Here is a 21,118-nt window from a genome sequence, read left to right on the forward strand (position 1 = left end):
CACAAGGACCTATCCGGTGCGATTGCCAATGATGCGCGGCACATCTTGCAGTTTGGCGTTATGCACTGCGATCCAATCGAGTGTCTGGTCAAACGGCATTGGTTTGCCAATTCCAAACCCTTGAACGTGATTGCATCCCAATTGCGCCAGAAGCGCATGCTCGCCAACGGTCTCAACACCTTCGGCGAGCGTTTCCACGTTCAGCCGCTCTGCCATGGTCAGAATGGCACTGATCATGCGTTGTTGTTCGGGATCAAGATCAGCCTTCATAACAAATGAACGGTCAATTTTGATCCGGCTCACCGAAAACCTGCGAATGGATGCAATCGAGGCATGGCCGGTGCCAAAATCATCCAGATCGACACTGCAGCCAAGCTCGCCCAGGCCATTTATGTTCCGGCTGATCACGTCATCAGGGGCCCCCGCAACCACGGTTTCGAGCACCTCCACCGTCAACCGCTCTGGGGTGAGATCAAATCGATCCAGCTCCCATTTCACTTTGTCGATCAAACGCGGGTTCTTCAGTTCCGGCCCGGCAAAATTGACGCCGATTTTTGGAACAACCACTCCCGCTTTGTCCCACTCCTTCAGAGCGTTGAACGCGTGGAACATCATAACCTCAGCAAGGCGCTCCAGCATGTCAGCCTGCTCGATTGCGGGCAGAAAGTCTGCAGGTGAGATCATACCACGTTCAGGATGCTGCCATCTGGCCAACGCTTCAAAACCGGTTACCAAGCCTGTGTCAGTGGAAATCTGGGGCTGAAACCATGGGCGAATTTGCCCGCTTTCCAAAGCTTTGGCCACTTCTTCGCGCAGTTCCGCCTTGGTCTGCGATTTTCGCTTCATTTCGTCAGAGTAGGCTCTGATGGCGCTGGGCCCATGGTGTTGTGCCTCTCTGAGAGCGGTGCCAGCGGCCTCCATCCAGCTTTCGGCGGTGCCATTGCTGATCCGGCTCAGTTGGCAAAACCCGACAGAAGACGTGATGTAAACCGACGTGCCATCAATCGAGATCGGTTCTTCCAGAGCGCTCTGCATGCGTCCGGCGAGTTGGATGCACAGCTCAAGATCCAGTTGACGAACCGGCTGCAAGCAAATTGAGAATTTGAAATCCCCTGTCTGCGCAATCGCGTCCCCGTCGCGCAGGGTGGCGATCAGACGTTCGCTGACGCGGCTCACTACGGTGTCGCTGGCTGCCTGGCCATAGCGTTCAGCAAGTTCATCGGCGTCGTCGATTTCGATCCGGAATGTCGCGCTGGTCAGGGTGGTTTCCTGCGCCTTGTCAAAGGTGCGTTGTACCATCGCTGCAAACAAGCTTTTATCCAGCATGCCTGATGCCATACGGCCTACACCAAAGGTGAAGCGGTTACTGTCTGATCCACCGATCAGCATGTAGATCAAAGGCATGATGACGGCTGCCGCAATCAGAGCCGTATCACCACCGATCCAAAAAGCTCCCAGCGACAGGGCGGGCAGAAAGGCAAGTGCCATGGGACGCGTTAGAAAACCGGCTACTTTCCCACGTATGCGCGCCCAGTTTTCGGCAAGAACCCCTGACATGATACTTCCTTTGCAGATCGGTGCTAAATGCACGTTTCTGAAGAAAATATGCTCATACAGGTGACGCTACGGTTAATACCGTCGGTTGAAATGCACTCGGATTGTATAAAAGTTTATTTACTTCAGCGCCAAACCTTGGAAATCAAAGAGCTTGGGGTCGAGCAGATGCGACGGCCGCGCGTTCATCAAGGCGCGAAACATCACCTGGCGACGGCCTGGACTGTTGCTTTCCCAGCCATCCAGAATCTTTTTGACCTGTTGTCGCTGCAACCCATCCTGGCTGCCGCAGAGATCGCATGGGATGATCGGGTAACCCATTGCTCTTGAAAACTTCTCGCAGTCCTCTTCAGCCACATGTGCGAGTGGGCGATAGAGAAACAAATCCCCTTCTTCGTTGACCAGCTTTGGAGGCATTGTCGCCAGCCGCCCGCCATGAAAGAGGTTCATGAAGAAGGTTTCAAGGATGTCGTCCCGATGGTGGCCCGATACAACCGCGCTGCAGCCTTCTTCACGCGCAATCCGATAGAGGTGGCCGCGGCGCCGGCGCGAACACAGGGCGCAAAACGTCCGGCCCTGCGGGATCTTATCCATGACGACGGAATAGGTGTCCTGATATTCAATGCGATGTGGCACGCCCATATTTTTCAGAAACTCAAGCAGAACGGTCGCCGGAAAGCCGGGCTGGCCCTAATCGAGATTGCACGCCAGAGTATCCACCGGCAGCAGGCCGCGCCATTTCAGTTCGTATAGAACCGCAAGAAGAGTATAGCTGTCTTTATAGTGAGCCCGAGCGCATCGAACTAAATGAAGAATAATAATTATAGTGCCTTGCTATCATTTTTCGTGCACCTGAAGTCGTGCATTAAAAAAGGGCATCGAGGGTTTGAGTTTGGTGCACGTTTCCAGTCCCGCCAATCACTACTCGCTCGAGGTCGGCGGGTGTCCCAGGCGCATATCGGTTACACGATCTGTCCCGGCTCCGGGCTCACGGATATCGATCCGCATCATGCCCCTTCGCCGTGCCTTTACGCGATTTGACTGCTCAGATCCTGGCTCGGCCAGCGGCCGCTGCCACCGGATCTGTGATCCGCCGACATCGGCGCCCTCAACCCCTCTCTATCTCTTTATCTGCGTTTCTTTGCTGCGCCTCGGGGCATCCACGACAGTGTCGTCGCGATCTCTGAAGTCTGCCTCCTCCGCCAACGAATCGTCCTCTTTTAGCGCAAGCCCTGCGAAGTCCCAGAGCTTAGGGTCAAGTAGATGTGAGGGGCGCGCGTTCATCAGCGAACGGAACATAACCTGCCTGCGCCCCGGGCTGTTCTTCTCCCATTGGTCGAGGATTTGCTTAACCTGCTGGCGCTGTAAACCGTCTTGGCTTCCGCATAAATCGCAGGGAATGATTGGAAAATTCATTGCGCGTGCAAATTTCTCGCAATCACTTTCGGCCACATGAGCAAGCGGACGGAAAACAAAAAGATCACCCTCCTCATTCACGAGCTTTGGGGGCATCGTCGCAAGTCGGCCACCGTGAAAGAGATTCATGAAAAAGGTCTCAAGGATATCGTCGCGGTGATGGCCCAGCACCAAGGCTGTACAGCCTTCTTCCCGCGCGACCCGATAGAGGTTTCCTCGGCGGAGCCGTGAACACAGTGCACAATAGGTGCGACCTGCAGGGACCTTGTCCACGACGATGGAGTAGGTGTCCTGATATTCGATCCGGTGCGGTATACCCACTTTAGTCAGAAAATCCGGGAGAACCGTTGCCGGGAACCCTGGTTGTCCCTGATCGAGGTTACAAGCCAGAAGATCAACGGGCAAAAGACCCCGCCATTTCAACTCGATAAGGGCCGCTAAAAGCGTGAAGCTATCCTTGCCGCCAGACAAACAAACGAGCCAGCGCGCATCGCTCCGCCCCACCATGCCGTATTGTTCCACGGCTTCGCGAACGGAGCGTATGATCCGCTTGCGAAGCTTACGGAATTCTGTCGTCTGTGGAGCACCCTGGAAGATGGGATGGATGTCATCAAGGTCATCGGTCATAGCCGATGGAGTAAGGCAAAACTTCGTCTACTGGAAGCTCTGTGCGCACTTTGGGCGAGCGCCGCTCTCAGTGCTCGTCCGGCGGTATGGAAAACCAGCCAGCTTTGTCAGCGACAACGCCCAATGTCGGAAGATCTGGCTGCTTAGGTCAGCAGGTCATCCAAAGCCAAGTGCTGAATGCCGCCGCGCGCAAGATCACCTGAGAAGAACACGAAGACGCCCGCAAGGTTGTTCGCGACATTGCCGACACCCGTCAGTACGAAATCTCGATGAAACTCCGAAAGAAGGTTGAAATACTCTTCGCGCATCTCAAACATATTCTCGGGCCGAAACGCATCCGCTTACGTAGCCCATGCGGTGCAAATGACGAATTTCTGCTCGCGGCCACCGCCCAGAACCCACGCAAACTGGCAAGATCTTTTCTGCACCGCAGAAACCGCGCTGGGCCTGATCAGAAAGGCCCTTGCACCACATTCAAACCCCCACTTTATGCGCCCAAAACACGTTTTTTTCCACAGAGTGGGCGTAATTTTTTGAAAAAGCCGTGCTTGATCGAGATCTTGCTGCCTGATTCAATTCGTCCTACAGGGAGGATCTGGCGATGATGGAACCGAGGCAGGAAGCTCAGACGCAGTTGTTCTATGAGTTCTCGCGGGAGGATCATGTCCCACAAGACCACCTTCTACGGTCTATTGATCAGTTCGTCGATCTGGGCAACATCCGCTGTCATCTCGCAGACTTCTACAGGCATAAGGGGCGGCCATCCGTCGACCCGGAACTGCTGATCCTCATGCTGCTGGTGGGGTATCATTTCGGCATTCGGTGCAAGCGGCGGCTCTGCGAATAGGTGCATTTGAACCTCGTTTACCGCTGGTTTTGCCGTCTCGAGTTGAACACCGAGTTCTCGATCATTCTACCTAAGCGCCGGTGCACAATCCGCCGACACGTCTGCCGCTGCGCCATTGTCGCCGCGACCAATGTGAGATTGCCAATGGGATCTCTTTGTCGGGCTCCACGCTTGAACAGGCAAAAGTCGTGCAATTAGGGGTGTTTCGTCCAGCGCGCCATCAACCGAAACTTCAACGCTTTTTGAAGCTCGCACCGGATGGCCACCTCACTCAGGCGGAGTTGTCGGACGGGATGGTCATTGCTCGTGACGTCGTTCCTGTCGGCATGGGTGTGCGACCCAATCAGCACCTTGCAGAGGTCTTAGGGCTGGAACTGGACGACTGGATCAGGACGGATCGCACATGCAGAACCTCTGACGATCACATCTTTGCGGTTGGCGATTGGGTCTATTTTCCATGAAATGACACGCAGATCAGGCTGGAAAGTTTGGGTATCCTCGTCCAGTGCAAAGCTTGTAAGTTCGTAACAGCCATCCGGCAACGGCGTTAAAAACCCCTTCATCCATTCGGCATAGGCGGCAAGGGTTGTCGTATCTGCAAGTGCGTCAGCCTGACACGAAAGGCTCGCATCAGCGTGGCAGAAAGACTTGCAGCCGTCCCAACCCTTGCCGGTCTCGCAAGCGTAAAAAGGCCTTTGCGGTTTCATACCGTTTCATCGTGCCACCCTCCATGTTGATTTGATGGGGTCAACCTAGGCCGGTTACCAAACCAATTGTCATAGATGAATTGTCCAAAACAAGGCTGCTACAGATACTTGACCGTCGCCCAATGCCCTGGCCAGTCTGGCTCAGAACCGGTTTCGACACCTTCATCCTGCTTCTTTAGTTGCACTCGTTGGCTGTGCAAGTACCACCGTGCGGCCATGCGCTGAAACAGCGTCCGATTGTCAGGGTATTGGAGCAGCACCACTGCTCCCTCATGTTCCTCTGCCCACTCTTTCCGTGTAGCTTCCAGATTTCTGAAAACGCGAGCTTCAATCTCTTTATCGCTAAGCACCGGTACGGAATTGTCTGAGCGATGAGGCAGGATGTTTTCATATTTCATTGCTGGTCCTCTGGCAGCTCAACATGAGATTGAAATGCAGACAGACGTTGAAAAGTCAGAATCCAATTCGAGTGTATTGGAAGTGTTCATGTGCTGACTCATCGTCAGACCAGATATTTTCTTGCGGTGGGCAATGCAGGCCAGACTTCGGCACCGGTAGGTTCGCTCTATACCTCGCAGTCGGCAGTAGCGTTTTCGATTAACGACATGGAGGATTGGTCTGGACGGCCATTTCTGAAGATTTGGCGTCCACGTCCAGCTCAGTCACCGGACCGGCGTTTGACGACCGCCAAGCCAAAAACCCAGCATAGCCCCGCTGATTTACCTCGGCGCGTTGAGTCGCAGACATGATTTGGTATTCGTCGAGGCTTACTTCGGGCACAAAACCGAGTTTCACTTCCGTGTAGATAGACGTGCAATGTTCGATCTCAGAACCATCCAAAACCCGCACTTCAGCAGCTTCGGAACACATCAAATACGAGGCGATGAGAGCAAGGGTTTCTGGGGTCATGTAGTTTCCTGCGCTTATTGTCCGGGGACAGCGGCAAATGCTTAAGGCAAAACAGCTTCTTTGATGACATGAACAAAAGTGTTGAATGTACTGCGTGACGGAACGGTCGCCTCGGCACCGAACGGTCGACCGTTCAAGGTGTCCGAAAATTCCACCGCGGTTTTTAGATACTTATGCTTTCCGGAATGTGCATTCGCCCCATCTTCGATTAGATTGAGATTGTTTCAAATCGATCCAAGCGCAGATGTGACTATACCAGCTATACGCTCGGCTAAAATTTTCTAAAATTTGCCCGATGCTATTTGTTTATAGCAGCTTTTCAGCGGTATCAGGTGTATCCAGACCAGCGGCAATACGGAAAAACAGATCCGCGCGTGCAGCATAGTCTGGATTGGTGCTTAGCCACTGCCCTGACAACCGAGCCGCCACAAGGCTCGGTGCAATGGCGGCAACCCGCTCAAACGCGGCTTGAGCCTTGTCGATCCGCCCGACGCCGACCCATGCGATTGACGCTAAGATCAGTGGGGTGGCGCTGTCAGCGGCTTCAGCCAGCGCCGACTCCGCCGCTTGCGCTGCCGCGCGGTAATTACGAACGGTGAATTGTGCGAACCCAAGCGCAGCTAAAAATGATCCGCGTGCCGGGTCGAGTGGGCTGTGTTTCAGTGCTGCTTGGACCAAAGGAACGCCGGCAGCGGGATCGCCGTAAAACCCCTCGTATAGGCCAAGCCAAGCCAGTGTGACGGCACAGTTCGGGTTCATTTGGTGGGCCTGCTTCAGTTCCGTCAGGCCGCTTTCGGGATTTTTATTCATGAAATGCAAAAGGGCGCGCAATCTGCGAGCGTGATGATCGGTCTGATCAATCGCAATTGCGCGAGTTGCCGCGTCAATGCCCTCCGCCAGGGTCTTGGGCATCGAATCCGTTGTCGCATGGTAGGCGTTCCACCAGCCGACCCAAGCCAGCACGCGCCACGCCAGACCCGACTGAGGATCATGGGCCAATGCCTGCCGCGCCAGTTCTGCCGCCCTGTTGCGCGGCGCGGGGTCAAAAGACATTTCACCCGCTGAGATGACCGCCCAACCTTTGCGGGCTAAGCCATGCGCAGTCAAATCTTCAGGGGCCGTTCTGCGCACCCGCTCAGCTTCGGCCCGGTCAATCCAAGGCGCAAGGGAGGTCACAATCGCGCGCGCGACCCGTTCTTGCGTTTCGAATTGCCTTGCGAAATCATCGTCAAAGTTTTCGGCCCAAACATGAGCGCCGTTGGCCGTGTCAATCAGCTGAACAGTGACACGCACAAGATCTGGCGATATGCGTACGCTGCCCTCAACCACGTAGCGCACACCAAGTTGCCGCGCAATGATCCGCGGGTCGTGAGACATCTTTCGATAAGCGAATGCTGAATTACGTGCGACCACGAAAATGTCACGAAACCGGGAAAGCTCGGTCGTGATATCTTCGACGAAGCCGTCCGTTAGCCAGTCCAGTTCAGGATCGCCACACAGGTTGGAAAACGGCAAGATGACCACCGAAGGGCGCTCGGAAAGCTCTGGCGATTGCGCATCCATCTCGACGTCAAGGCCAAACCGAAGGCCGCGCCCCGGAACGGTCGTAATAGCATTGGCACCAAGCAAGCGGCGCAAATTGGCCACTTGCACATTTAGATTGTTCTCCCCGACGACAATGCCCGGCCAAACGATGTCCATAATTTCATCACGGCTGACCACCCTGTCGCGATTTGAAATCAGATGGCTCAATAGATCGAAGGCGCGGGCTCCAATCGCGACATCCTTCGTTCCTTGTGTCAATCGCCGCATTTGGTCGTTGAAGGAAAAATCTAAAAAACGAATATTATTCATTGGCTCAAAGGTATCGTCCATTTCTGAGCACTTTAGCGAAAAAAAAGAATTGACCTAGATTAAACAACGGTGGCGTATAAATGGTTGGCTTCGAACGTTCATCCGGGCCATCGTTATGAGCTCGCAGTTTCGCTTCTTCGCAGCTGAGAGCTTTATCCCTATACACAGAACGCTTCCTAATCGCTCCAACAGCGCTTTAAACAAACTCGAGACACTAAAACGCTTTGTCGAATGCGGACATTGGCGCAATTGTAAAGAGCGGTAGGTTGTCCGCATAACGGCCGCGGCTCTTCTCCACTGGAACCTCCGGTTGCGCAAATACTTCGACCACCCTCGAAGCAATCTGACGCAGCCTTCTGCCATTATTATAAAAACAGCGAGAATGGGTTCCGAAGATGCTATTGAACTATCTCTACAATCACTTTCTGGAAGAACATGACTTCGCCCAGACGTGCGACTTGTCCTTGTCGGATCTATGCCAACTCGTTGAAAGGCGCGTTTTCCCGGGGCCGTCATACGTCTATGGCGCTTCAGGGCGGTCTGCGTCGTTCGTCAGCGATGCCGCCGATGACACGACATATCGGTTCCACCTGAAAGGGTACGAGGCATGGATTGAAGCCATCCAGCGGTTCGGTCTCGATACCGAGGAACGGGCGCGGACGCATTTCTTCGATCGATACAATGCCTCCCGTTCGGCGTTCTTGTCGAGCGACCTTGGCAAAGCTTTGACTGATGTTGCGCCAACTGTGACGAAGCAATTCGATGCCGATCATGCTAATGCGACCTGGAGCCATTTTCTGAACGGCGTCTACGGCGTTTGCACGCGAGACGGTCTACCGGAGTCGGTCTTTCTGAAACAATCGGGTGTGATGTTCATCGAAGCGATGATTCAGCAGACCGCTGAGAAGATAGGTCAGATTGACCTCGGCCTCCTGGGCCGCGCAGTCGATTTCCTCGATAAGGTCGAAGCCGAGTTTGCGCCTCATGAGGTTGAAGCGTCCTCACGAAAGCGCTGTATCATTGACGTGCGCAAGAAATATCTCGGAGGTCTCGCGGGATGATTGCAAGGCCTGACATCGCACATGTCGCCACACTGATCGGTGATCCTAGCCAAGGTCGGCTTTGGGCCGTCCTCATCGGTGGCCGCAAGCTTCGCTGCCTATGTGCCGCGACGCGTCCGAGGTCCGCAGTGATCCGCAAGCTTCCATGCCGATGAGACAGGGCTCAAGGTTCTTGAAGAAGTCCAAGAGCTGTGAACGCCTGAGTGACTTGTTGAACGCAACGGTCCCATCTTCTGTGATCCCGTGCATCTGAAAGATGTTCTTGGCCAGATCTAGGCCGACTTTTGTAACCTGCATTGGGTGGCTGCTTTCCTAGCAGTGATAGACAACTGCAGTATGGCGCATTGTGACGCCGGGGGAACAGGAGCCATCCACCCCATCCGCAATGCAGGCTGCAAGCGTAGCATCTTGACCGGCCGGTGAATGGCAGGAATGGGCCGTCGTTCTCCAAGCCATTTGGGCCTATGGGTCAGATGCAGTATTTGCTCCAACGACGGCTGCGACCGCATACGAACGTATTTCGCAGACGGACGCTAGTGCCAAACTTGGGTGTTTCGAATAGCTAACGCGACTGCGACAAGTGAGATACCGCTCGTCAGCACACGAAGCCAGTTCCATTTCTGCCAGTCACGCTGTAGCTGGCCCAAAGATCGGCAAGATCGGCTTGGTCAGGTGTGATCGTTAGCCCATCCAAGATCTGGTTGAGCGGCACATTAAAGAGGACAGTTACGACCATCATCGCACTCCATCCTGCCATACCAAGGACAAGCCAGTTCCGGACCGGCCGATCCTTCCAGTAGAGTGCGATACAGGCAAGAAGGGCAATCGGCGTGCCCAACAGGGCCACGAACCAAAGCGATTGTTGGGTGGCTCGTCCGATGTCCTGGTTTGCCGTGATCGCGGCATAGGGTTCGGTCAAATCAAGCCCCGGCATGATCGCAACCGACATGGTGAAGTAGAAGCCGAAAAGAGCTCCAGCGCCGAGAATCGCGGCCATCAAGATCGCCAGTTTTAGGTCTGTCATTGTGCCCTCTTAGCTTCGGGCAACACCTGCGACTTTTTGCAAGAGAGCGATTGCCGTCTGACGTTCTTTGGCACTCAAGTCCCCAAGAACATCGTCATTCACGGCGCGCACGATAGCTGGAAGCTCCTCAGCCTTTGCTCTGCCCTGATCAGTCAGGAAGACCAGAAAAGACCGGCGACTGTCAGGATCAGGACGACGTTCGGCAAGTCCAGCATCGACTAACGCATCGACGTTGCGACTGGTGAAATACTCAGGAAAATTAAGCCGTTGGCCGATCTCACGCTGGTTGATCCCGTCCTGTTGACCGAGCATCATCAGATTGGCGAAGATTTTGATATCTACGCCGATTTTCTCAAGTTCGACCTTCATCTTTGCGTCCAGCGTCCGAGCAATGGTCTGGATCAGAAAGCCAAAGCTCTCTTCGCGCCGATGATCCTTCAATTCAATCTGAGTCATCAGGAAGCATCCCCTGACCATCGGCATAGCTCCAATGCTTGCAGTGTGCAAGTGTTGCGGTTGTTTTAGCATTTACAAGTCTTACAAATGCAAGTATCGCATATGCAAGTCAAAACAGTGATTTCGACTCACCACCTAACCAACGGAGATCAAACAATGCTCGCCACCCGTAAAATCCTCGCTTGTTCACTCACAGCATTGATCGTTTTGGGAACACCGGTAACGGCCCAAGAAGAGAACGAGGGCCGCCGCCTCGCGCAGATGGCTTTCGCATCACTCGACCGGGCCGACCGTGGTTTTATCGACCAGGGCGAATTCTCGAATTTCGGTAGCGATGTTTTTGTTTCCATGGACAGTGATCAGGACAATCGGCTCTCGCTTGGCGAGTTTCTGTCCTGGGATTACGGGATGGAACCTTTGGCGCGCGAAGCGGGCCGCGAGGATGCCTATGAAACGGCGCTTCGGGTTGTTTTCGCTTTCTGGGACCGCGATGGCGACGGCGCGATTTCACCCCGTGAACATCGTCTCTCGCTTGGGGCGGATTTTCAACGCGCAGACGCGGATAACGATGCGGTCCTGACAGAAGACGAGTTCACTTCGGGCTTCTCGGTCATGGTCGCGCTCCGTGCTGCCATCAATCCTGCATCTGTCGAATAACGCCAGCACCATTATGGAGGGAGCAGCTATGCTTCAGAAAAAGGGCATCTTTGCCATTGTCGGACTGGTTTTGGTCTTTGCAGTGGTTCATCTTGCACTTCCACCGGAACAGCATGGTCCGCGCACGACAGGTACGGTGATGCTTGGTGGCATCGCGTTCCTCTTGATGACAAGTTCGATCATCCTGTCTACGCGCTTGGAGGTGTTTGAAGACTGGTTTGGCGGTCTCGACCGCATGTATCAGGTTCATCGCGTTGCAGGCGTCTTTGCGGCTCTCACAGCTCTTGTTCATTTCTTCGGCGTTCCAAAGGAATTGCCTGAGGGGGTGGACCCGGTAGCGAATGCGATCTTCCCATCCGGGCCTCTAGGTATGCTGGGTCTGATTTTTCTTGTGATCGGCCTTTTTATCGCTCTTAACCGGAAAATCCGGTACTCGCGCTGGCGTCCAACACACAAGGTCATGGGACTGGTCTACTTTCTGATCATCGGCCACTTCATGACGGCGCCGGGCATCTTCTTTGAACGGTTCAGTGCCTCGGGGATCATCCTGATCATCGCTGCCGCGGTCGGTTTGGTCGCGTTGTTTTACTCGGTCTTTGGCATGAACAAGCGCACGGCACTGCCGTTTGAGATTGAGGCGGTCAACGCGCTCGAACGCGCCACAGAGGTGGTGCTGAAACCCGTCGGTAAGATGCTCGACTTCAAGCCCGGCCAGTTCGCCTTTGTGGAAGTTGAAGGCAAGGGCTGGAACGAGACACACCCGTTTACAATTTCTAGCGCACCGGGCGAAGACAAACTGCGCTTCACCATGAAGGTGCTGGGCGACTGGACCAGAAAGGTCCGCGAAGAATTGCAACCTGGTGGTAAGGTACAGGTGCGTGGCCCTTATGGGCGATTTGATGCGAGCCACGCCGGGAAAAAACAAATCTGGTTGGCGGGTGGCATCGGCCTGACGCCGTTCCTGTCCAAGCTGCGTTCGATGGCAAAAGGCGACGATCGTCAAATCCATCTGGTCTACGCAGCCCGCGAAGAACAGGATGCGATCTTTCTGGAAGAGCTGAAAGACCGTGCCGCTGAGCTTGGCAATGTGACCATCGTGCCGCTCTTCTCTGATGAAGGCAATTTCGCCCGTGTCGATATGATGAAGGTGAAACTGCCCGACCCGCTGGGCACTTACGATTACTTCATGTGCGGTCCAAAGCCGATGGTCGATGGGATTATGAAAGACCTTCGATCCGAGGGCGTGTCGCGCAGTCAAATTCACACAGAGGCTTTCGAGTTCCGCTGAGCCCGCCTTTTGGCGGCTCGGCGCAGCCCGGGCGGGAGGTGCCTAATGCTTGATATCCTGATTATCCTGAACCTAACGATCATGGGGGCGGTCTACGGCTATGCGGTTGCGGCCTCTGCGGTCGCCTATCCGGCCATGATGGCAACAAGCCGGGCCACGGCGGTGGAATTCTTCGCCCCGTTCTTCCACAAGTCAGCCCATATGCAGCTCGTTCTGTCACTGATCGTGCTTGGCCTGAGCCTTGTCATATCACTGATGGGAGGTGGCTGGCTTTGGTTGATCGGTGGCGTCGTATTGCAGGTCAGCGGTCCCTACACGATCAAAATCCTGATGCCAGTGAACAACCGCATCATGGCCGAAGGCGCAGACATTAACTCTGATCAGATGACCAAAGACTTGGGAAGTTGGGGCCGCTTGCACTTCCCACGCACGGTTCTGGCCACGCTCATCTTCGTTCTATTCGCATACCTCGCAGTATTAGGAGGGGCATGAGATGGGCGCGCCAAGAGCTTCGTTTGTGAAACGCGCACGGATGTCGGCGGGTGCCGATCCGTATCTCTTTTGGGGCAGGGGGGATCTTAGGGGCCATTGGTCTCTTTCTTGGACCACTTTACGTCCCAATCTTTGTCGTGATGGCCCTCGCGGCACCGCTGCTACAGCTGGCGCGGTACGGCACCCGGTGTCATCGGTGAGGCGTTGGGCGAGGAAAACGGTGACACCTTCAACTGGCGTTACCTGATAGATCTGCCCGTACCCAACGGCACCTTGCAGGTCCAGTTCGATGACTGGATGTGGAAACTCAGCGAAACGCGCGTGCTGAACCGGGCCTATATGAAGAAATATGGTTTGGACATCGGCGAAGTGATCATCACGTTCGAAAAACAGCCCTGACGCGTCGTTCAGGGATCGGTGTCAGTGTCTGGCACCGGATCATACCCATCGCGGCCCCAAGGATGGCAGCGGGAGAGGCGTCTTAGCGTCAAAAGCCCACCCTTGATACCACCATGCTTTTGCAGCGCCTCAAGCGCATAGGCGCTACAGGTTGGCTGATATCGGCAGTTGTGCCCGACCCAGGGGCTGAAGAGCAGGCGATACGCGTAAATGGGAAGTGACAGAACGCGGGCGAGGGGTGTCATCCGGCTTTGCTGTGCAAATTGTGCACCGCACCCAGCAAGTCGGCCTGCAACTGCGCGAAGGGCAGCTTGTCGGTCATCTCATGCCTGCCGATCAGAACGTAATCCATGCCGTCGCGCCCATGGCGACCAAGCACCAGCCGTGCAATTTCGCGCAACCGCCGTTTGGCGCGATTACGCGCGACCGCGTTGCCGACCTTTTTGGAACAGGTGAAGCCGACCCGGATGCCCGTCGCCTCGCCAATGGGCCGCCGTCGCATTTGCAGAATGAAACCGGGGGTGGCGACGCGAGACGCCCGTGCGGCGCGTTGAAAGTCCGCGCGTTTGGTCAATGTGCTCAAACGCAAAGAAACCGCCGCAAGGGGGTCTCCTGAGGCAATGGTGCCTGACGGAGAAGCTTGCGGCGGTGTCATGTCTTTGGACCTTGCCTGTGGCGCCTTTACGCGCTCAGCGACTTCCGGCCTTGGGCGCGGCGCGCGTTGATGATCTTGCGACCGGCTTTGGTCGCCATGCGCGCGCGGAAACCGTGGCGCCGTTTGCGCACGAGGTTCGAGGGTTGAAAGGTGCGTTTCATCGCTCCGTCTCCATGTCTGCTGACGCGCTGCGCGGAATCGCTGCCCATCAGGTGTTATTCGAAGCCCGTGCCCTAATATGCTCTCGCGCCCAAGTCAAACCCTGTGGCCGCAATATTACGAAAGATTGCAATATTTTCCGGCTGGGTTCTCGGCAAATCGTCAACTTGTTTCAATTACCCACACTTTCGGATGTCTGTGGCGGTCAATCTGTCACGCTGGATCAAGCGCCCGTGATAGCCCTATCGAAGCCTGCCCAAAACAGTCATCTACCATTGGAATTGAAACCCGCGCCCCGAAAGGACAGAGTAATGTCAGATATGACGCAAGACGCAAAACCCGGCCTGATGCGCAATCTGCCCCTGATCATCATCTTGGCCGTGGCCGTGCTGGGTGCGTTTACGCTGCGCGATTACCTCAGTTTCGACGCGCTGCGCGACAATCGGGAAGCGCTGATTGCCTTTCGCGACGGACACTACCTGCTGACTGTCCTTGGTTTTGTGATTGCCTATGTGGTGATTGTCGGGTTTTCCCTGCCGGGCGCCTTGATCGCAACGCTCACTGGCGGTTTCCTCTTTGGAACGCTGGCGGGGTCCTTGTTCAGCGTCACGGGTGCCACGTTGGGGGCGACGATCATCTTTCTGGCCGCGCGCCACGGCCTGGGTGAAAAGCTGAAAGAACGAATGGACGCCTCCCAGGGGGCCATCAACAAGATCAAGAAGGGCCTCGATGAAAACCAATGGTCCATGTTGTTTTTCATTCGCCTGGTGCCCGCGGTGCCATTTTTTGTTGCCAATCTGATCCCGGCCTTTTTGGCAGTGCCGCTTTATCGCTTTTTCGTCTCCACCTTTTTGGGGATCATTCCGGGGTCTTTGGTCTATTCCTCGGTGGGCGCAGGGCTTGGTGAGGTCTTCGAGCGTGGAGAGACCCCGAATTTCGGCCTGATCTTTGAACCCCACATCTTGCTGCCGATCCTGGGGTTGAGCGCGCTTTCCCTGCTGCCCGTGATCGTCAAAGCTGTGACCGGCAAGAAAGACCTGAGCAAGTGACACGCCTGAAAACGGATATTTTGATCATCGGAGCAGGCTCCGGTGGGTTGTCGGTCGCTGCCGGCGCGGTGCAAATGGGTGCGGATGTGGTGCTGCTCGAAGGTCACAAGATGGGCGGCGACTGTCTGAATTACGGCTGCGTGCCGTCGAAGGCCCTGATCGCCAGCGGCAAGGCCGCCTATGCGCAGCGCAACGCCGCGCAATATGGTGTGGCAGATGTCGCGGGTAAGGTCGATTATGCAGCGGCCAAAGACCATGTGGCCAACGTTATAGCGCAGATTGAACCAGTTGATAGTCAGGAGCGGTTTGAAGAGCTGGGCGTCAAGGTGATCCGCGAATTTGGACATTTCATCTCGCCCACCGAAGTGCAGGCGGGTGATACCGTGATCCAGGCGCGCCGGATCGTAATTGCCACGGGGTCTTCCCCATTGGTGCCGCCAATCCCCGGGTTGGACACCGTCCCATTTGAAACCAACGAAACACTGTTTGATCTGCGCGAACCACCGAAACATCTGTTGATCATCGGTGGCGGGCCCATCGGGATGGAAATGGCACAGGCGCATATTCGTCTGGGCAGCAAGGTCACAGTCATCGAGGGCGCAAAGGCGCTTGGCAAGGATGATCCGGAACTGGCGCAAGTGGTGCTCGACAGCCTCAAAGACGAAGGGGTGGTGATCGAGGAGGATGCCAAAGCCGCTGAGATCAAAGGCAAAGCCGGTGCCATTGAGGTCGTGACCGAGGACGGTCGATCCATCAAAGGCACACATTTGTTGATGGCGGTGGGGCGCAAGACCAATACCGACAAGCTGAATCTGGAGGCGGCCGGCATTGAGACCACGCGCACAGGGATCAAGGTTGACGCCAGCCTGCGCAGCACCAACCGACGCGTCTATGCCATTGGCGATGCTGCAGGCGGCCTGCAATTCACCCATGTCGCCGGGTATCATGCGGGCGTGATCATCCGTTCGATGCTCTTTGCACTGCCGTCAAAGGCGAAAACCGCCCATATTCCCTGGGCCACCTATACCGACCCGGAATTGGCTCAGGTCGGCATGACCGAGGCGCGGGCCAGAAAGGAACATGGCATCAATCTCGAAGTCGTGCGTTTCCCTTATCATCACAACGACCGGGCGATTGCCGAACGCAAGACCAAGGGATTCATCAAGGTCATGGTGGTCAAGGGTCGGCCTGTTGGTGCATCAATTGTCGGCTATCAGGCCGGTGAATTGATCAACCTCTGGGCGCTTGCCCTGGCCAACAAAATGAAGATGAGCCAGATCGCAGCCATGGTCGCGCCCTATCCGACGATTGGCGAGGTCAACAAACGTGTGGCGGGCGCATATTTCAGTCCGCGACTGTTTGACAGCCCGCTGGTCAAAAAGATTGTAGGGCTTGTTCAACGCGTCGTGCCATGAAACGTTATCGCTGACATGATGAATTCGCTTTCAGGACGACTGGTCATTCTGACCACCATCTTCGTGATGCTGGCAGAGGTGCTGATCTTCGTGCCGTCCATTGCGCGGTTTCGCGAAGACTACATGATGAACCGCCTGGAGCGTGCGCAGATTGCATCGCTGGCGCTATTGGCCGACGATATGATCGATCGGGAGTTGGAAGCGGAACTGCTGGAAAACGCCGGTGTTTTCAATGTAGTGCTGCGCCGGGATCAGGTCCGTCAGCTGATGCTGGCCTCCGAGTTGCCGCAGCCGATCTCGCGCACCTTCGACATGCGCGACAACGGTGCCGCCGTCCTGATCCGCGATGCATTGACGCGTTTTATCGCCTCTGAAAATGAAGTGATCCGCGTCATTGGCGCGCCGGTGCGAGACGCCGGTTTGTTGATCGAGATCACCATGGAGACCGACCCGCTGCGCGCCGCGATGATCGACTATGGCATCCGCATTCTGATCCTCTCGGCAGTGATTTCCATTGTCACGGCCTCCTTGCTGTTTTTGGCCATGCGGGCGCTTCTGCTTAAACCGATCAAAGGGGTCGTGGGCCACATGCAGAACTACGCGGCGGCGCCCGAAGACGCGCGGCGCATCATCACGCCCTCGGCCAGCGTCACAGAGTTGCGCGAAGCCGAAGAGGCCTTGCAGACCTTGGAGACTGACCTGACGCAGGCGCTGCGGCAAAAGGACAGGCTGGCGCAATTGGGCAGTGCAGTGAGCAAGATCAGCCATGATCTGCGCAACATCCTGACCTCCGCGCAGCTCTTCACGGACCGGATTGAGATGAGCGAGGACCCCACGGTGAAACGAATGGCCCCGAAGCTCGTGGGGTCGATCACGCGCGCGGTGCATTTGTGCGAAAGCACGCTCGCCTTCGGCAAAGCTGAAGAGCCAAGCCCGACGCTGACAATGCTGCCGCTTGTTGAACTGGTCGACGAGGTGATCGACAGCGAACGTCTGGCGGTGGGGGATTTCGATATGTCCTTTGCGTGCGATATTCCCGTTGGCATGGTTGTCAGAGCGGATCCGGAGCAGCTTTACCGGGTGTTGGCCAATCTGATCCGCAATGCGCGTCAGGCGCTCGTGGCAACTGGAACACCCGGCGAGATCAGCGTCATAGGATACGAAGATGACGAAGCCTGGTGGATCGAGGTGGTCGATACTGGCCCAGGTCTCCCCGCCAAAGCACAAGAGCATCTCTTCACGCCGTTTCAGGGCGGCGCACGCAAAGGGGGATCCGGCCTCGGGTTGGCGATCTCCGCCGAACTGGTCAAGGGGCATGGTGGTACGTTGGAACTCGCCAGGACCAGCGCAGAGGGCACATGTTTTTCGATTTGTCTGCCAAAGGGCGATGGCACACTAACCGCGAAGCCAGAGGTGCGTTCGCCGCAAAAATCAGTTGGTTGATGTGTCAGCGCCATTGGGGTGCGAAGTCAGGGCAGCGTCGAGAGAAGGAATGCGCTGGAATACTGACCAGAATTTCAACGGAATGGGCTTGCAACTTTACGCCAGCCCAACTAAACCCCGGCGCAGTGGACCGATAGCTCAGCTGGATAGAGTACTTGACTACGAATCAAGGGGTCGGGGGTTCGAATCCTCCTCGGTCCGCCACTACCACATTTGTAAGGCGACACATAGTTCTTCCTTTTGCGACAGGATCTTTCCTTTGCCGACGCATAGTCTTGCTTTTGACGAGTATGGGCTGTCAGATCAGACTTCTCCTCTCAAAACAGGTTTTGAGTGAAGCCCTTCAGGGCGCTCGTCTCTAAAACCTGCTCCCGGCGAGGGTAGGGTGTAGCAAGTGCAACTCAATTCGATAGGGTAGGTGCGGCCCGCAGGCGGAGCCGAGGACTCGGCCCTGTCTAATTGAGTTGCGGGCGCGTGGGGACGAAGTCCCCTAGCTCTTCACTAAAAAGAGGGGGGCGTATTCCGTTGAAAAACTCGAGCTTGATCGGGAGGTAAGTCGCTGATTCAATTCTTCGTAGATGGAGGGATTGGCGATGATGGGACCACGGCAAGAAGCGCAGGCGGCGTTGTTCTACGAGTTCTCGCTGGAGGATCACATCCCCCAAGATCACCTTTTGCGGTCGATTGATCGGTTTGTCGATCTGAGCAGCATTCGTGCCCATCTGGCAGAGTTCTACAGCCACACGGGCCGTCCTTCCATCGATCCAGAACTGCTGATCCGCATGCTGCTGGTTGGGTATTGTTTTGGCATCCGGTCCGAACGTCGGCTCTGCGAGGAGGTGCACCTGAACCTGGCTTACAGGTGGTTCTGCCGCCTCGATCTGAGCGACCGTGTTCCTGACCACTCCACCTTTTCGAAGAACCGACATGGTCGGTTCCGCGAGAGCGAGTTGCTGCGTCACTTGTTTGAGACGACGGTGGCGCAATGCATCGCTGAAGGTCTAGCCAGCGGCCAACGCATGGCTGTTGATGCCAGCCTGATCGAGGCTGACGCCAACAAACAGTTCTCTGCGTCCAAGGAGGAATGGGACGTGGACCGGATCGATGTCGAAACTGCGCCACGCGCTGTGAAGGAGTATCTCGACACGCTTGATGAGGCCGCCTTCGGCGCAGCCAGTGATGTAAAGCCCAAGTTCACATCCTTCTCGGACCCCGCAAGCCAGTGGACCGCAGCGCGTAAGGGTCCAGCATTCTTTGCCTATTCTGACAATTATCTCATCGACACGGATCACGGTGTCATCCTTGATGTCGAGGCAACACGGTCGATCCGACAGGCCGAAGTGGGATCTACCAAGACGATGCTGGAAAGGGTGAGGGCCAGGTTCGATCTGCATCCTGAGCGACTGATCGCAGACACTGCTTATGGCTCGGGCCCAATGCTCGGTTGGTTGGTGGACCGTAAGATCGCGCCACACATTCCAGTTATTTATAAGGCTGGCCGCAGTGATGGCACCTGGACCCGTGCCGACTTTGAATGGGACGCCGAGAACAACCAATACATCTGCCCAGAGGGCGAGGCACTGAAGCAGTTCCGCCGCAACTACTCAGACCCCAATCGCGGCCCCACGGGCAAAGGCGTCGCCAAGTACCGCGCGCTTAAGAATACCTGCCAAGCGTGTCCGTCCAAAACCAAGTGCTGCCCGAACATGGACTTCCGTTCCATCACCCGCGAAGAGCACGAAGACGCCCGCGACGTCGCGCGTGCCATCGCAAAAACATCCCAATACAAACTCTCAGCGAAGCTTCGGAAAAAGGTCGAGATGCTCTTCGCTCACCTGAAACGCATCCTCGGGCTAGGACGTCTGCGATTACGCGGCCCATGCGGCGCAAACGACGAATTCCTCCTCGCCGCCACCGCCCAGAACCTCCGAAAACTGGCCAAGATCTTTCCTGCACCGCAGCAAACACGCAAAGCGTGATCACAAAGGCGCCCGTGCTTCGTTGGAAGCCGCACTTTCTGCACTCGCAACACGTTGTTTTTCCACAGAATGGGCGGATTCCGGACCTTCGCTGCATATGCGAGAGCAGCCTGGTTCAATGATGAAACCGGACATTCAGAACAGCGAGCGGTCTATACTCGAAGTCCTTAGAAAAAATGTGTAGGCTGAAGAGCGTTTATTCGAACGGGCGTCAGCATCAGCTCTGCCTTGAATACGGTACGGTCACGTGGAGGGACTGATGGCTCAAAAATATACGATAAAAATGGAAAACTGCTACGGCATACCGGCTCTTGATCATGAGTTGAGCTTCGAAAACAACAATATGCCTGTCGCAATCTATGCGCCAAACGGTTTGATGAAGACGTCGTTCGCCCGGTCATTCAAGGATTACTCGGCAGGGAAAAAGCCAAAAGACATAGTTTATCCAGAACGTCCAACGACATTTGTGGTTACTGGCGAAAACGGCGAACCGATCCCTGGTGGTTCCGTGTTCGTCGTCGACTCCATCAACGAAAAATACGCGTCTGAGAAGATGTCGACTCTGTTAGCCAGCGAAGAACTAAAGTCAGAGTACGATGCGGTATTCAAAGCCGTCGCTGAAAAACGTGATGCGTTGCTGAAGATTATGAAGAAGAAGGTCGGAATGACCAAGGGGATCGAGGCAGCCTTCAGCAATGCGGTTGGCTTGTCCGAAGCCGAATTCTTGATTGCATTGGGAACTGTTGATCGTGAGGTCGCAAAGGACTCCTATGCGCAGTTTGCGACTGTCTCTTACAAAGTACTTTTCGACCCAAAAGTAGTCGAACTACTGGCTGACGAAGATATCAAGAATCTGATCTCTAAGTACTCGGATGTTTATGATCGGCTACTTGAAGAGTCCCAGTTTTTCAAGCGAGGTGTTTTCAATCATACGAATGCCGACCAGGTCGCCAAGAACCTAAAGGACAATGGTTGGTTCAAGGGTGGGCACACCGTCACATTAAAGACCGATGGCGGCTCCATTGAGGTAGCGGATGAGAAGGAACTGGCTGGACCTGTCGCGGTTTGATGCCGCTCCTTTGATAGCATTTATTGCAGCAAAGGAGACGAATTATGGGACTGAAACG

At 55.4% G+C, this 21,118-nt stretch carries 20 protein-coding genes, 1 tRNA gene and 6 pseudogenes; 14 read left to right on the forward strand and 13 right to left on the reverse strand.

The window, feature by feature from the left end; all coding sequences use genetic code 11:
• Positions 1 to 9: 9 nt before the first annotated feature.
• The 3 genes and pseudogenes from Q1A63_RS20455 to ttcA (Q1A63_RS20465) form a co-directional block, all read right to left on the reverse strand.
• A complete protein-coding gene (locus tag Q1A63_RS20455) occupies positions 10 to 1,557 on the reverse strand; it encodes a bifunctional diguanylate cyclase/phosphodiesterase (protein ID WP_298974963.1) in 1,548 nt (515 codons plus the stop codon).
• A gap of 117 nt (positions 1,558 to 1,674) precedes the next feature.
• Positions 1,675 to 2,334: pseudogene (ttcA, locus tag Q1A63_RS20460) on the reverse strand (tRNA 2-thiocytidine(32) synthetase TtcA); the annotation flags it as partial.
• A gap of 339 nt (positions 2,335 to 2,673) precedes the next feature.
• Positions 2,674 to 3,597: a tRNA 2-thiocytidine(32) synthetase TtcA gene (gene ttcA / locus Q1A63_RS20465; RefSeq protein ID WP_298974964.1), complete on the reverse strand. Its 924-nt coding sequence runs from the start codon at positions 3,595 to 3,597 to the stop codon at positions 2,674 to 2,676.
• A 185-nt stretch (positions 3,598 to 3,782) separates the two neighbouring features.
• On the opposite strand from ttcA (Q1A63_RS20465), the pseudogene Q1A63_RS20470 reads away from it, so the two are divergent.
• The 3 pseudogenes from Q1A63_RS20470 to Q1A63_RS25685 form a co-directional block, all read left to right on the forward strand.
• A pseudogene (locus Q1A63_RS20470) lies at positions 3,783 to 4,048 on the forward strand (transposase); the annotation flags it as partial.
• Between the two features lie 150 nt (positions 4,049 to 4,198).
• Positions 4,199 to 4,441 (forward strand): annotated as a pseudogene (locus Q1A63_RS20475) (transposase); the annotation flags it as partial.
• A 296-nt stretch (positions 4,442 to 4,737) separates the two neighbouring features.
• A pseudogene (locus tag Q1A63_RS25685) lies at positions 4,738 to 4,830 on the forward strand (hypothetical protein); the annotation flags it as partial.
• On the opposite strand, the gene Q1A63_RS20480 reads toward Q1A63_RS25685, so the two are convergent.
• The 4 genes from Q1A63_RS20480 to Q1A63_RS20495 form a co-directional block, all read right to left on the reverse strand.
• Complete coding sequence (locus Q1A63_RS20480) at positions 4,807 to 5,151, reverse strand: hypothetical protein (protein WP_298974965.1); 345 nt, start codon at positions 5,149 to 5,151, stop codon at positions 4,807 to 4,809. The pseudogene Q1A63_RS25685 and the gene Q1A63_RS20480 overlap by 24 nt on opposite strands.
• 98 nt (positions 5,152 to 5,249) lie before the next feature.
• A complete protein-coding gene (locus Q1A63_RS20485) occupies positions 5,250 to 5,549 on the reverse strand; it encodes a hypothetical protein (protein WP_298974966.1) in 300 nt (99 codons plus the stop codon).
• Positions 5,550 to 5,748: 199 nt separating this feature from the next.
• Complete coding sequence (locus tag Q1A63_RS20490) at positions 5,749 to 6,060, reverse strand: hypothetical protein (protein WP_298974967.1); 312 nt, start codon at positions 6,058 to 6,060, stop codon at positions 5,749 to 5,751.
• Positions 6,061 to 6,366: 306 nt separating this feature from the next.
• Positions 6,367 to 7,863, reverse strand: a complete 1,497-nt coding sequence (locus Q1A63_RS20495) for a winged helix-turn-helix domain-containing protein (RefSeq protein WP_298974968.1) — start codon at positions 7,861 to 7,863, stop codon at positions 6,367 to 6,369.
• Between the two features lie 446 nt (positions 7,864 to 8,309).
• On the opposite strand from Q1A63_RS20495, the gene Q1A63_RS20500 reads away from it, so the two are divergent.
• Entirely contained in the window at positions 8,310 to 8,975 is a 666-nt protein-coding gene (locus Q1A63_RS20500; protein ID WP_298974970.1) for a DUF6058 family natural product biosynthesis protein, read from the forward strand.
• 129 nt (positions 8,976 to 9,104) lie between these two features.
• Here the strand turns inward: Q1A63_RS20500 and Q1A63_RS20505 are convergent.
• The 3 genes and pseudogenes from Q1A63_RS20505 to Q1A63_RS20515 all read right to left on the reverse strand — a co-directional run.
• Positions 9,105 to 9,272, reverse strand: a pseudogene (locus tag Q1A63_RS20505) (IS110 family transposase); the annotation flags it as partial.
• 298 nt (positions 9,273 to 9,570) lie between these two features.
• Positions 9,571 to 9,999, reverse strand: coding sequence for an anthrone oxygenase family protein (locus Q1A63_RS20510; protein ID WP_298974972.1), 429 nt, complete (start codon positions 9,997 to 9,999; stop codon positions 9,571 to 9,573).
• A gap of 9 nt (positions 10,000 to 10,008) precedes the next feature.
• Positions 10,009 to 10,455: a MarR family transcriptional regulator gene (locus Q1A63_RS20515; RefSeq protein ID WP_298974974.1), complete on the reverse strand. Its 447-nt coding sequence runs from the start codon at positions 10,453 to 10,455 to the stop codon at positions 10,009 to 10,011.
• Between the two features lie 156 nt (positions 10,456 to 10,611).
• On the opposite strand from Q1A63_RS20515, the gene Q1A63_RS20520 reads away from it, so the two are divergent.
• From Q1A63_RS20520 to Q1A63_RS20535, 4 genes and pseudogenes are all read left to right on the forward strand, one after another.
• A complete protein-coding gene (locus tag Q1A63_RS20520) occupies positions 10,612 to 11,112 on the forward strand; it encodes a signal transduction protein (RefSeq protein ID WP_298974976.1) in 501 nt (166 codons plus the stop codon).
• Between the two features lie 28 nt (positions 11,113 to 11,140).
• Positions 11,141 to 12,400 carry a ferredoxin reductase family protein gene (locus Q1A63_RS20525; RefSeq protein ID WP_298974977.1) on the forward strand — a complete coding sequence of 420 codons (1,260 nt, stop codon included), beginning with the start codon at positions 11,141 to 11,143 and terminating at the stop codon, positions 12,398 to 12,400.
• A 45-nt stretch (positions 12,401 to 12,445) separates the two neighbouring features.
• Positions 12,446 to 12,892 (forward strand): DUF1772 domain-containing protein, encoded by a 447-nt coding sequence (locus Q1A63_RS20530; protein ID WP_298974978.1) that lies wholly within the window; start codon positions 12,446 to 12,448, stop codon positions 12,890 to 12,892.
• A 165-nt stretch (positions 12,893 to 13,057) separates the two neighbouring features.
• Positions 13,058 to 13,291, forward strand: a pseudogene (locus Q1A63_RS20535) (DUF3833 family protein); the annotation flags it as partial.
• Positions 13,292 to 13,299: 8 nt separating this feature from the next.
• Here Q1A63_RS20535 and yidD read toward each other — a convergent pair.
• The 3 genes from yidD to rpmH are packed head-to-tail and all read right to left on the reverse strand — an operon-like array spanning position 13,300 to position 14,107.
• Positions 13,300 to 13,536 carry a membrane protein insertion efficiency factor YidD gene (gene yidD / locus Q1A63_RS20540; RefSeq protein WP_298974979.1) on the reverse strand — a complete coding sequence of 79 codons (237 nt, stop codon included), beginning with the start codon at positions 13,534 to 13,536 and terminating at the stop codon, positions 13,300 to 13,302.
• The gene (rnpA, locus tag Q1A63_RS20545; protein WP_298974980.1) at positions 13,533 to 13,946 is read right to left on the reverse strand and encodes a ribonuclease P protein component; all 414 of its coding nucleotides are present in this window, start codon (positions 13,944 to 13,946) and stop codon (positions 13,533 to 13,535) included. The genes yidD and rnpA overlap by 4 nt, the downstream gene beginning before the upstream one ends.
• 26 nt (positions 13,947 to 13,972) lie before the next feature.
• A complete protein-coding gene (gene rpmH / locus Q1A63_RS20550) occupies positions 13,973 to 14,107 on the reverse strand; it encodes a 50S ribosomal protein L34 (protein WP_007118882.1) in 135 nt (44 codons plus the stop codon).
• Positions 14,108 to 14,416: 309 nt separating this feature from the next.
• On the opposite strand from rpmH, the gene Q1A63_RS20555 reads away from it, so the two are divergent.
• From Q1A63_RS20555 to Q1A63_RS20580, 6 genes are all read left to right on the forward strand, one after another.
• The gene (locus Q1A63_RS20555; protein ID WP_298974982.1) at positions 14,417 to 15,154 is read left to right on the forward strand and encodes a TVP38/TMEM64 family protein; all 738 of its coding nucleotides are present in this window, start codon (positions 14,417 to 14,419) and stop codon (positions 15,152 to 15,154) included.
• Positions 15,151 to 16,569, forward strand: coding sequence for an FAD-dependent oxidoreductase (locus Q1A63_RS20560; RefSeq protein ID WP_298974984.1), 1,419 nt, complete (start codon positions 15,151 to 15,153; stop codon positions 16,567 to 16,569). The genes Q1A63_RS20555 and Q1A63_RS20560 overlap by 4 nt, the downstream gene beginning before the upstream one ends.
• Positions 16,570 to 16,584: 15 nt before the next feature.
• Positions 16,585 to 18,012 (forward strand): HAMP domain-containing sensor histidine kinase, encoded by a 1,428-nt coding sequence (locus tag Q1A63_RS20565; protein WP_298974985.1) that lies wholly within the window; start codon positions 16,585 to 16,587, stop codon positions 18,010 to 18,012.
• Between the two features lie 127 nt (positions 18,013 to 18,139).
• Positions 18,140 to 18,216: transfer RNA gene (locus Q1A63_RS20570), tRNA-Arg, on the forward strand.
• A gap of 389 nt (positions 18,217 to 18,605) precedes the next feature.
• On the forward strand, positions 18,606 to 19,991 hold the full coding sequence (locus Q1A63_RS20575; RefSeq protein WP_299632418.1) for an IS1182 family transposase: 1,386 nt from the start codon (positions 18,606 to 18,608) through the stop codon (positions 19,989 to 19,991).
• A 259-nt stretch (positions 19,992 to 20,250) separates the two neighbouring features.
• A complete protein-coding gene (locus Q1A63_RS20580) occupies positions 20,251 to 21,060 on the forward strand; it encodes a hypothetical protein (RefSeq protein WP_298974987.1) in 810 nt (269 codons plus the stop codon).
• Positions 21,061 to 21,118 lie beyond the last annotated feature (58 nt).

Origin of the sequence: uncultured Roseobacter sp. (assembly GCF_947499265.1) — a bacterium.
Classification (GTDB): domain Bacteria; phylum Pseudomonadota; class Alphaproteobacteria; order Rhodobacterales; family Rhodobacteraceae; genus Roseobacter.

Coding starts and splice junctions, on each gene's coding strand:
- yidD (WP_298974979.1), bottom strand. CDS start 13,536: ATGACACCCCTCGCCCGCGTTCTGTCACTTCCCATTTACGCGTATCGC.
- Q1A63_RS20455 (WP_298974963.1), bottom strand. CDS start 1,557: ATGTCAGGGGTTCTTGCCGAAAACTGGGCGCGCATACGTGGGAAAGTA.
- Q1A63_RS20520 (WP_298974976.1), top strand. CDS start 10,612: ATGCTCGCCACCCGTAAAATCCTCGCTTGTTCACTCACAGCATTGATC.
- Q1A63_RS20530 (WP_298974978.1), top strand. CDS start 12,446: ATGCTTGATATCCTGATTATCCTGAACCTAACGATCATGGGGGCGGTC.
- Q1A63_RS20565 (WP_298974985.1), top strand. CDS start 16,585: ATGATGAATTCGCTTTCAGGACGACTGGTCATTCTGACCACCATCTTC.
- Q1A63_RS20515 (WP_298974974.1), bottom strand. CDS start 10,455: ATGACTCAGATTGAATTGAAGGATCATCGGCGCGAAGAGAGCTTTGGC.
- Q1A63_RS20500 (WP_298974970.1), top strand. CDS start 8,310: ATGCTATTGAACTATCTCTACAATCACTTTCTGGAAGAACATGACTTC.
- Q1A63_RS20525 (WP_298974977.1), top strand. CDS start 11,141: ATGCTTCAGAAAAAGGGCATCTTTGCCATTGTCGGACTGGTTTTGGTC.
- Q1A63_RS20485 (WP_298974966.1), bottom strand. CDS start 5,549: ATGAAATATGAAAACATCCTGCCTCATCGCTCAGACAATTCCGTACCG.
- Q1A63_RS20480 (WP_298974965.1), bottom strand. CDS start 5,151: ATGAAACCGCAAAGGCCTTTTTACGCTTGCGAGACCGGCAAGGGTTGG.
- ttcA (WP_298974964.1), bottom strand. CDS start 3,597: ATGACCGATGACCTTGATGACATCCATCCCATCTTCCAGGGTGCTCCA.
- Q1A63_RS20580 (WP_298974987.1), top strand. CDS start 20,251: ATGGCTCAAAAATATACGATAAAAATGGAAAACTGCTACGGCATACCG.
- rpmH (WP_007118882.1), bottom strand. CDS start 14,107: ATGAAACGCACCTTTCAACCCTCGAACCTCGTGCGCAAACGGCGCCAC.
- Q1A63_RS20490 (WP_298974967.1), bottom strand. CDS start 6,060: ATGACCCCAGAAACCCTTGCTCTCATCGCCTCGTATTTGATGTGTTCC.
- Q1A63_RS20510 (WP_298974972.1), bottom strand. CDS start 9,999: ATGACAGACCTAAAACTGGCGATCTTGATGGCCGCGATTCTCGGCGCT.
- Q1A63_RS20555 (WP_298974982.1), top strand. CDS start 14,417: ATGTCAGATATGACGCAAGACGCAAAACCCGGCCTGATGCGCAATCTG.
- Q1A63_RS20575 (WP_299632418.1), top strand. CDS start 18,606: ATGATGGGACCACGGCAAGAAGCGCAGGCGGCGTTGTTCTACGAGTTC.
- rnpA (WP_298974980.1), bottom strand. CDS start 13,946: ATGACACCGCCGCAAGCTTCTCCGTCAGGCACCATTGCCTCAGGAGAC.